This window comes from Desulfovibrio sp., assembly GCF_035644575.1.
Lineage (GTDB): Bacteria > Desulfobacterota > Desulfovibrionia > Desulfovibrionales > Desulfovibrionaceae > Desulfovibrio.
On record NZ_DASQOG010000175.1, the window covers coordinates 1 to 2,414 of the forward strand.

The 2,414-nt window shown below is 56.7% G+C and carries 2 protein-coding genes; both read right to left on the reverse strand.

The genetic code is table 11. The features are described 5' to 3' along the window. Positions 1 to 528: 528 nt before the first annotated feature. Positions 529 to 1,089 carry a cytochrome b/b6 domain-containing protein gene (locus VEZ52_RS10205; RefSeq protein ID WP_324836710.1) on the reverse strand — a complete coding sequence of 187 codons (561 nt, stop codon included), beginning with the start codon at positions 1,087 to 1,089 and terminating at the stop codon, positions 529 to 531. Between the two features lie 109 nt (positions 1,090 to 1,198). Beyond that, entirely contained in the window at positions 1,199 to 2,413 is a 1,215-nt protein-coding gene (locus VEZ52_RS10210; RefSeq protein WP_324836711.1) for a bifunctional 3,4-dihydroxy-2-butanone-4-phosphate synthase/GTP cyclohydrolase II, read from the reverse strand. Position 2,414: the final 1 nt, after the last annotated feature.

Genomic DNA, 2,414 nt, shown 5'->3' on the forward strand with positions numbered 1-2,414 from the left:
GCCTGACAGATTTGGATTCCCATACGGTTGTTTGAACAGTCGGTCAACTTTTTTACGAGAATGAAGTCGTATAGCGTTGTTTGACAAGTTTGCAAAGGGCACGAGCCAAAAAACTTTGGTATCACAGTCTGACATTCTCGCAAAAAGCTTGCCTACTGTCGTTGCCCCCATACCGGGTCAATGCGATCTGCATCATTGCAATTCAAATTGTTTTAAACAGTTAAGCATCATACGCGGTATTGTGAAGACGCAGTGCCCACAATGTTCCCTGCCTTCTGACGGGAAGGAACACATAAAAAAATTCTGCGGCTGCCATGAAAAAAAATATTCCGTATTCTGCCAACGGATAGCAAAACTCAACCAGAGAGGAGACGTGAAAAGGACGGCCCATTGCCAGGCAGACGTGCCGGGATCAGGCGCTTGTGAGGATGTGGCGGCGCAGCACGCGCCGCCACAAAAAAATTACCGCTGCCAATAGCTGCCGTCAACGGCAGATACCAGCGGATATGCCCGAACGGGCAGATTTTGTTAGCTTGCCTGAGGCTTTTTTGCCGCGGTCTGCTTCCAAAAGAAAAAATGCCCCAGAGCCATACCGCCATGCCCTACGGCATAGGCCATCAAAAGCCATACAAAAATGCTGTGCAGGCTTGCCGCGGTGTGCGACACATCGCCCATCTGCCATGAGCGGAACCACCACAGGCCCGTGAGCAAGGCCATGCTCAAGGCGCCCATGCCGAGCCCCTGCACAACACAGGCAAGCCCCTTGGGGCGCGGTGCGATAATCAGCTTGCCGCTGCGTATGGCCGCAACGTCCTTGCCAAGTTGATCCATGTCGCCCCACAGATAGGGAAAGTAGTGGCGCGGCCCCCGCATGCCAATCCCGCAGGCCACAAGCCCAAATCCCAGCACGCACAGCACAAGGCCCAGAATCATGTGCACAGTGCCAAGGCCAAACAGTTGCGTCAGCACCTGCACCAGTATCAGGCAGACCACCAGCGCGTGCAAAAAGCGCAGCACCGGGGGTTGAAAAAATCCAAGAAACTTCCACAGCAAAACCAACTGGGTTTTCAGCATTTTACCCAAGCCCATAGCGTCGCTCCCTGTTTTGCAAATATTCAAGAACGGCGGCGCAACGGCGCGCCTGTGGCTTCAATCCCTGCAAAAAACAAGCGCCGCCCAAAGGGACGGCGCAGCATATCTAATGGTGGCACGAGCATGAAAGCATGTGCGCCATCTTTTCCTTCTTGGTGCGCAGATAATTTTCATTCTCCGGGCAGGCTTCCATTTCAATGGGTACCCGCTCCACGATCTCGATGCCGTAACCGGAAAGCCCCACAATCTTTTTGGGGTTATTGGTCAGCAGACGGATCTTGTGGATGCCCAGATCAACCAGCATCTGCGCGCCAGTGCCGTAGTCGCGCAAATCCGGGGGAAAGCCCAGCTTGCGGTTGGCTTCGACCGTGTCGTAGCCTTCATCCTGCAAGGCGTAGGCCTTGATCTTGTTGGCAAGGCCGATGCCGCGCCCTTCCTGACGCATGTAGAGCAGCGCGCCGCGTCCTTCTTTTTCAATCTGGCGCAGAGCAGCGCCCAGCTGGCCGCCGCAGTCGCAGCGCAGCGACCCCAGGGCGTCGCCCGTGAGGCATTCGCTGTGGATACGGGTCAGCACCGGTTCCGACGTGGAAAGGTCGCCCTTCACAAGGGCCAGATGCGTGCCGGGTTCATTTTCGCTTTCATAGGCAATAACCGAAAATTCGCCAAACCGCGTGGGCAGATGAGCCTGCGCCACACGGCGCACCGAAACCTGACCCCGGTCAAGGCGGTAACGGATGAGATCCTTGACCGCGGCAATCTTGAGGCCATGTTCTTCGGCAAAAATTTCGAGGTCGGGCATACGTGCCATGGTGCCGTCGTCGCGCATGATTTCGCAGATGACAGACGCAGGCTTGAGCCCGGCCAGACGGGAAAGGTCAACGCCGCCTTCGGTCTGCCCGGCGCGTGAAAGCACGCCGCCAGCCTTGGCCCGCAGGGGGAAGATATGGCCGGGGGTGACGATGTCGTCAGGCCGCACATTGTCTGCCACGGCAGCCAGAATGGTCGTGGCGCGGTCGGCGGCGGAAATGCCCGTGGTCACGCCCTCGCGGGCTTCAATGGAAATGGTGAAGTTGGTGCCAAAGCGCGAACCGTTGCGCTGGGTCATCAGGGGCAATTGCAAACGGTCAATGATTTCGGGAGCCATAGGCAGGCAGATGAGCCCCCTGCCGAACTTGGCCATAAAATTGATGGCTTCCGGAGTCACATGCTCGGCTGCCATGGTGAGGTCGCCTTCGTTTTCGCGGCCTTCGTCATCTACCAGAATAATCATTTTGCCCTGCCGGATGTCGGCAATGGCCTCTTCAATGCTGCACAATGGCATG

Coding starts and splice junctions, on each gene's coding strand:
- VEZ52_RS10205 (WP_324836710.1), bottom strand. CDS start 1,089: ATGGGCTTGGGTAAAATGCTGAAAACCCAGTTGGTTTTGCTGTGGAAG.
- VEZ52_RS10210 (WP_324836711.1), bottom strand. CDS start 2,413: ATGCCATTGTGCAGCATTGAAGAGGCCATTGCCGACATCCGGCAGGGC.